This window comes from Winogradskyella vidalii, from assembly GCF_013403955.1.
Lineage (GTDB): Bacteria > Bacteroidota > Bacteroidia > Flavobacteriales > Flavobacteriaceae > Winogradskyella > Winogradskyella vidalii.
Map to the genome: position 1 here is coordinate 1 of NZ_JABFDG010000051.1, position 607 is coordinate 607.

Genomic DNA, 607 nt, shown 5'->3' on the forward strand with positions numbered 1-607 from the left:
TGTTACCTACAGTATTTTTAATTCAGATTCGTGTATATTAAATCCAAGAATAATTTCCGATACATTATTTTTTGAAATTTATCTTCTGGAATTTTATTCAGCGCGTCAATTAAATATTCGCTATCAGTTTTTAAATTTCCGTAAGCCTCAAATTTGTTATAAGCTAATCCAAATTCAAATTGCCAACTTGACTTGTCTAAAATTTTTAGTTGTTCAAATAAATAACCATAGCAAGATAAATGGGAATTAATCGGAAATAACAAATATGGGTCAAATCCTAAATCCGATTTTAGTTTCTCAAAAAATTCAGGTTTTATTTCTTTCCGATTCGCTTTTTTTAATAATTCTGCATATCCACTTTTGCTTATTTCAGTTAGATATTTTTCTTGAATTAGGTGATTTTCTAATAAACTATGAATATTTTGTTTGTAAATCAGTTTTCCCTCAATTGGTCCAACTTCCGTTACGAGTCGATTATATTTGATTTCAGAGCATAATTCAAACTTTTCGTCCGCAATTAGGTCAGTCGTATTTTTAGTTGAACCACAAGCTGTGATTAAAGTCAGAATTATTATTTGAAGCAGTTTTTTCAATATTGTAGGTAACG

1 protein-coding gene is annotated in these 607 nt (G+C 28.5%); it reads right to left on the minus strand.

From position 1 onward, the window contains the following. Window positions 1-17: 17 nt before the first annotated feature. Window positions 18-607: hypothetical protein (locus tag HM982_RS18435; protein WP_218849898.1), on the minus strand; the 590-nt coding region annotated here is incomplete at its 5' end.